Genomic DNA, 607 nt, shown 5'->3' with positions numbered 1-607 from the left:
GCCGCGCCGCCGCCTGGCCGCACGCGATGACCGCCCTGAGCACGCACGACACCAAGCGCGGCGAGGACACCCGTGCCCGCATCATGGCGCTCGCCGAGTGCGGGCAGGACTGGGCCGCCGCCCTGGCCGAGCTGGACGGGCTGCACCCGCTGCAGGACCCGGACTTCGCCCGCCTGGTCTGGGAGTCCGTGCTGGGCGTCTGGCCCGTGGACGGGACCGCCCCGGAGCCGCAGCGCCTGCGGGACTTCGCCCTCAAGGCAGCCAGGGAGGCCGGCCTGCACACCACCTGGACCGCGCAGGACGAGGAGTACGAGGACCGGCTCGGTCGGGCCATGGACGACGCCTGCGCCGCCGACTCGCGGACCCGTGCGGTGCTGCAGGGCTTCGCGGACCGCATCGCCGCCGCCGGCCAGGCCGTGCAGCTGGCGCAGAAGCTGCTGCAGCTCACCGGCCCCGGCGTCCCGGATGTCTACCAGGGGACCGAGCTGCCGACGCCCAGCCTCGTGGACCCGGACAACCGCCGCCCGGTGGCCTGGGACCGCCGCAGTGCACTGCTGGAGCGGATCGACGCCGGGGACCTGCCGGTCGGCCCCGTGCTCACCGCCGC

The 607-nt window shown here is 76.3% G+C and carries 1 pseudogene; it reads left to right on the top strand.

Going from position 1 to position 607, the window contains the following annotated elements:
* Window positions 1-26: 26 nt before the first annotated feature.
* A pseudogene (locus tag AC2W7A_RS13200) lies at window positions 27-607 on the top strand (malto-oligosyltrehalose synthase); the annotation flags it as partial.

The organism is Micrococcus sp. LASM2_SD2 (assembly GCF_057364565.1).
The sequence above is the reverse complement of the archived record's forward strand: the minus strand, read 5'-3'. Positions and strand labels throughout refer to the sequence as shown.